We start from the raw sequence: 5,811 nt of genomic DNA, 5'->3' as shown, positions 1-5,811 counted from the left end.
ACTCATAATTTTTTAAATTTTAAACGAATTTATGAAAGATAACGCAAAAAACAACAGTAAAAACAACTGATTTTTGTAATATTATTAAAAATCAATAAGATCCAACCAGATTTTATTAAAGACTTTTTCTACCTTTTAAACCTGAGTGCAGAATTTTATCAAGATTTGTAAACCATCCAAGTTAAAAACTACATAAAAATAAAGCCGGCAACTTTGCCGGCTCTATTTCTTATTTATAATTTTCAATAGCTTTATTGATAACATCAATCTGTTTATTAATGCTTGCCGCATTCTGTGGATTCTGTTTCAGCAATTCCATTTTCTTACTTAAACCATCTCTCAGCATCTGAACCACCATCATTTTAGCCTGTGGATTATCTCCTATCTGATTTTTGGCATACCCTAAAATCTTAGTCACACTTTCCGTAGCTTTTAAGTTATCTGATGACATAATCCAGTTATAGCCTTCTTCTGCAGATTTTCCTAATTCCGGATTCTGGAACTTAATAAAAGGATAGAATGCCACCAGCCGGGCAATTTTTGGCATTTGAGAAACCACTTTATTTTTTACAATAATAGGAAGTAACTGCGCCTGCAAATCATCAGAAGCCCCGTCCAGATCAATCTTATCTGCCAACGAATTTGCTTTTGACGGATCCATAGCCAAAATAGCTCCTAGCGAACTTCCTTTGACGGCATTCGAAACAGCTCCCATTCCTTTTTCAAAAAGAGGAAGGTATTTTTTATCTTTTGTTTTAGCCAAAGCGGCAATAGCTGCAGCCTGTGTTAATGTTTTAGGATCGTTGGAAGCCAGTTTTTCAACATCGGCTCCTAATGCTTTCATTTGTTCAGGATTGCTAAGGTCTACTAATTCCAAAGCCTGAATTCTTATTCTGAAGAAAGGATCTTTCAGTGCTGCAGCCAATAATTTTGTTGCAGCAGGGCTTTTTCCTACCTGATCTTTTATTCCCGCTAAAGCATTATATCTGTTTTTAAACTCTTTGGAATTCGTAAACTGTAAAAGATTCTGCTCCGGAGTTTTTATATCGGTAATATCAGCCAAAAGAACACCATCTGCATTGATGTTTACTAAATCCGGAGCTTTTGAAACATCAAAGTTGAATGTATTCTTTGCATCAGCCTTTACCCAAACATTATATCGCTTTGGTTTTCCATTGTCATACACATCGATAGCCAGAGGAAACTCAAACATCTGATCCTGGGTCTGATTAATGGTAACAGCCACCTGTTTTTTCACAGGTTCAAATGTAAATGAATAGTTGATTTTCGGATTTCCACTTCCGAAATACCACTGATTAAAGAACCAGTTCAGATCTTTTCCGGAAACTTTTTCAAAGGAAAGTCTTAACTGATGGGCTTCTGCATTCTGATATTCATTGGTTTTCAGATAATCGTTCATTCCCGCAAAAAAAGCATCGTCTCCCAAATAATTTCTCAGCATATTCAGAATACCACCTCCTTTCTGGTAGGTTACCAGATCAAATACATCTTCACGGGATTCGTAATTGAATCTTACCAGGTTTTTCTTAAAATCAGAAGGATTATGGATATATCTGTTTACATCTGTCATCAGATGATAATCAGCCTGATCTTTTCCGTATTTATGTTCGTTCCAAAGGTATTCTGAATAATTAGCGAAGGATTCATTTACAGTAAGATTACTCCAGCTTTCTGCGGTTACCAGGTCTCCAAACCAGTGGTGGAATAACTCATGGGCAATGGTATCTTCCCAGGTATTCTCATCAATAAGCTGCCCCGGTTTTTGAAGAATATCACTTCCGTGAAGCGTTGCTGTAGTATTTTCCATAGCGCCACTCACATAGTTTCTGCCAGAAATCTGTGCGTATTTAGCCCACGGATAATCGTAATTCATCCTTTTAGAGAAAAAATCGATCATTTCCGGAGTATTTCCATAGATTTGCTTTGCGTAAGGTTCGTATTCTTTTTCAATATAGTAATCAACAGGGATATTCTTCCATTTGTCTTTTACAATGGCATACTCACCTACTCCCATGAAGAAAAGATAAGTAGAATGTCTTTTATCCATTACCCAATGATCGGTTCTAAGTCCATTGGATTCTTTTTGGGAGTCTTTCAAGATACCATTAGAAAGGGTAACATATTTATCAGGAACGGTCATGTAGATTTCCTGAGTTGTTTTTTGATTGGGTTTATCGATAGTTGGAAACCACGCAGATGAGGCTTCCGTTTCACCCTGTGTCCAGATTTGTGTTGGAAGTTCGGGATCTGTTCCCTGTGCATTAATGAAATAAAGTCCTTTAGCATCATTAATCGCCATACTTCCCTGCTGTTTAACTTCGTTTGGACGTGAAGTATATTTAATGTAGACGGTATAATCCTGATTTTTCTGATAGGTCTTATCCAATGTGATTTTCAGGATATCATCTTTATACTCATATTTTAAAGGAGATTTTTTACCATTGTTATCAAGGGCTACTTCATGGATCAGCATTGCTTTGGCATCAAGGATCAGTTCATTGGTTGGATAGAAATACGGTGAAGCTGTCAACCATTCTTCTCCATTCATCTGCTCTTTCTGATAATCGAAATTTACCTTCAGTTTTGTATGTTTAAGTTCTGTTACCTTGGTATGGGTAGCCCTGTACACTTTTTCTCTTCCTGAAGTTTCGGTTTGTGCTGATACATTGGCGGAAAATAAGATTCCGAGTATAGCAATCGATAAAATGGCCTTTCTCATCTGTCTACTTTATAATTTTAGAGTTATTTTTTTATGATGATATCGAAAATATCATTGACTAATGTCTCATAGTCGCCGGTTTTCAACTGTTCTTTTGTTTTGGCAAAAGCTTTTTTCAGTTCACTTTGCGGATTCTCATCGTCAACAATTTCTGCTGAAGCAACACCTTTTAACTGAAGTACAATATTTTTCAACACTTCAGGGTCTGCATTCTCTTCAATATTTATTTTTAAATACTTCATAATTTTTGTAATTGGATTTATAATGATCCCCTTTGTTAAAGGACCAGAGTCAAGTTCTTTCAAATTTAAAACTTATTTTAGAAACAATGGGTCTGTTGGAGAATTTTTATTGTGGGAGGAATGAGAAGGTTGGAAGATGGAAGCTAGAGGCTGGAAGTTACTATCGGTTGAAATATGAATTGTAAATCATTCTAAAAAAAGTACCTGTTTATATGAAAAGGATAAAACATCAGTTACCGGCTGGCTGGAAAAACTTCCCTCCTCCAGCTTCTGACTTCCTGTCTTACCTACTATTTTTCTCTAACAATCTTCCCATTTTTATACAGAAATACCATCTCACATTTGGTTTGCCTGTCTGCATTAAAAACCCAGACTTTTTTAACATCAATTCCATTTATTTCAGACAACATACGGCATTCCCAGTTGTTGTAAAAAATAGGCTCTCTTAGGATAAAATGCGGATTGGTCTTCAGCTCAGTGAACATATCATATCTTAAACAAACTACTCCACTTGTAATATTTTCAGCCTTTAGCGTTTTACTAAGTTCGTGAAACATTTTATAGTTAAACCGGCTGGCATAAATCCAGGCATTTTTTACGCTTATATTCGTAGTAAGCAGAAGAAAGGCTATTCCTGCAAAAGTGGCACTTATTGTTTTATTTCCTAAATTCAATTTAAAAGCACAATAAATGACTCCTGAAATAATGAAGAGTGTATAAAAAAGTCTTATGGCTCCCAGGCTTCTGTTATCAAATCCAAAAAGTGTCGGGATATAGGCAGAAACATAGAAAACGCTTATGGCAAGGATTATTGAAACCAAAGAAATCCAACCTACGTTTTTAATATGCTTTAATTTATTTTTAAAATCGTAGCCAGAGAATACTTTATAAACAACCGAAGACATTATCAAAGCCAGAAGTATTTCTAGAATATGAAGGTTTTTAAGATTTAATAATCCTTTATGAATTCCAACAAAAATATCTTTGAAAAATAACTTTACCGTTAAAATTGTTACCTGAATAACTCTTTTCAATTCTAAAATCTTCCCTACTTCATCCCTTTGATAAGAATGGACAAATATTGCGGGCTGAATTACTTTTCTGAAAATAACAACTGAACCAACCGTCAACAACAAAAATACAAATCTTTTTTTATTGTCTTTGATTAAAAACAGATTGAGAAGGATAAGCGGCAGAAAAATCTCATAACTTAATATGGAAAGTATAAAGAACAGGGCGCTGATCAGAATATTTTTACGGGTATATACAGAATAAATGCTCAGACTAAAAAATATTGTTGCCAGGTTAGAGTTCAGCATAATGGGAGAAAACTGAATACTTGTACCAATTACAGAACATGAATACAGCAAAGTGATCAGGCTCGCCAATTCTTTTGACAGAATTTTTTGTGTTACCCAATACACAGCAAACAATGAAAGTGGAAAAAAAAGTATTCCTAAAAGGTAAATAGAATCATTATATTTTGAAAGAAAAACCAAAGTTCCTGTTATAAATCCGGATACGGGTCTTGCAGCCATATTGGAAGAATCCAGGTAGGAATAGATATAACTAAAATAAGGTTCGGAAATATGCCTTGCGTTATAAGCTTCTTTTAAATCATCTGCTACAATGGCTTTTTCTGTGAAAACAGAAAACCATATATAAAGATTATAAACAACAATCAGGATATTCAAAAATACCAGATACGTATTGTTCAATTGTTTTTCCATATTATTTTTTCAAAATCTGTGCAGAGCATCAGATGCTCACTCAAACATCAAAAATAATAGAAATCTGTTAATTACAAAAGATAATAAAAGAGGTAATGCAATATTAAATTGCTACAGGAGCTTTAATTCCCGGATGCGGATCATAGTTTTCCAAGGTAAAATCTTCAAAATCGAAATCGAAGATATTTTTAACTTCAGGGTTCAGTTTCATCGTAGGAAGCGGCCTTGTTTCTCTTGAAAGCTGTCTGTTCACCTGTTCAAAATGGTTGTTGTAAATATGAACATCTCCAAAACTATGAACATAATCTCCTACTTCAAGGTCACACACCTGCGCAACCATCATCAGTAGTAATGCATAGCTGGCAATATTGAAAGGAACTCCAAGGAAAACATCAGCACTTCTCTGATACAGCTGCAATGATAATTTCCCATCTGCTACATAAAACTGGAATAATGCATGACAAGGTGCCAATGCCATATTCGGGATCTCGGCAACATTCCATGCGGAAACAATCAGCCTTCTGGAATCCGGATTCTTTTTAATCTGATCAATGACTTCAGTGATCTGATCCACTACTTTTCCGTCTGCGCCGTTCCAGCTTCTCCACTGGGCTCCGTAAACAGGTCCTAAATCACCGTTTTCATCAGCCCATTCGTCCCAAATACTTACTCCGTTATCTTTAAGGTATTTGATATTGGTATCACCTTTCAGAAACCAAAGCAATTCGTAGATAATAGATTTTAAATGCACTTTTTTAGTGGTTACCAAAGGAAATCCTTTTGACAGATCATATCTTAACTGATACCCGAATACACTTCTTGTACCAGTGCCGGTTCTATCGGTTTTATCAGTTCCGTTGTCTAAAATATGCTGTAAAAGATCCAGGTAGTTTTGCATTTTAAAAAGGGATTTATGGGTCAAATTTAGTAAAAAAAAAGCACCCAGCCTATGGATGCTTTTTATAAGATGTATGTCCCGTCCTGAAATAAGTTGACAACTAATCGACTTATTTATGAAAGAACAAGTATTAAAAAGAGAAAAGCGCACCCAAAGAGACTACAGTATAGCTTTTAAATTACGGGTAGTTTCTCAAGTAGA

Annotated in this window: 4 protein-coding genes; all 4 read right to left on the bottom strand. The window is 35.2% G+C overall.

Annotated elements, in window-relative coordinates; all coding sequences use genetic code 11:
• Positions 1–229: 229 nt before the first annotated feature.
• Positions 230–2,740: a M1 family metallopeptidase gene (locus BBH99_RS08645; RefSeq protein WP_066694676.1), complete on the bottom strand. Its 2,511-nt coding sequence runs from the start codon at positions 2,738–2,740 to the stop codon at positions 230–232.
• A gap of 23 nt (positions 2,741–2,763) precedes the next feature.
• Complete coding sequence (locus BBH99_RS08640; protein ID WP_066694677.1) at positions 2,764–2,982, bottom strand: hypothetical protein; 219 nt, start codon at positions 2,980–2,982, stop codon at positions 2,764–2,766.
• Between the two features lie 290 nt (positions 2,983–3,272).
• Positions 3,273–4,712, bottom strand: coding sequence for a hypothetical protein (locus tag BBH99_RS08635; protein WP_066694675.1), 1,440 nt, complete (start codon positions 4,710–4,712; stop codon positions 3,273–3,275).
• A gap of 103 nt (positions 4,713–4,815) precedes the next feature.
• Positions 4,816–5,610 carry a thymidylate synthase gene (locus BBH99_RS08630; RefSeq protein WP_066694673.1) on the bottom strand — a complete coding sequence of 265 codons (795 nt, stop codon included), beginning with the start codon at positions 5,608–5,610 and terminating at the stop codon, positions 4,816–4,818.
• Between the last annotated feature and the right edge of the window lie 201 nt (positions 5,611–5,811).

The sequence above is a fragment of the Chryseobacterium contaminans genome (assembly GCF_001684955.1).
Classification (GTDB): Bacteria; Bacteroidota; Bacteroidia; order Flavobacteriales; family Weeksellaceae; genus Chryseobacterium; species Chryseobacterium contaminans.
Note: the sequence above shows the minus strand (reverse complement) of the source record. Positions and strands in the feature narration are given on the sequence as shown.

Excerpts from the sequence above, each read along its gene's own strand:
- BBH99_RS08645 (WP_066694676.1), bottom strand. The coding sequence starts at position 2,740 with ATGAGAAAGGCCATTTTATCGATTGCTATACTCGGAATCTTATTTTCC.
- BBH99_RS08640 (WP_066694677.1), bottom strand. The coding sequence starts at position 2,982 with ATGAAGTATTTAAAAATAAATATTGAAGAGAATGCAGACCCTGAAGTG.
- BBH99_RS08635 (WP_066694675.1), bottom strand. The coding sequence starts at position 4,712 with ATGGAAAAACAATTGAACAATACGTATCTGGTATTTTTGAATATCCTG.
- BBH99_RS08630 (WP_066694673.1), bottom strand. The coding sequence starts at position 5,610 with ATGCAAAACTACCTGGATCTTTTACAGCATATTTTAGACAACGGAACT.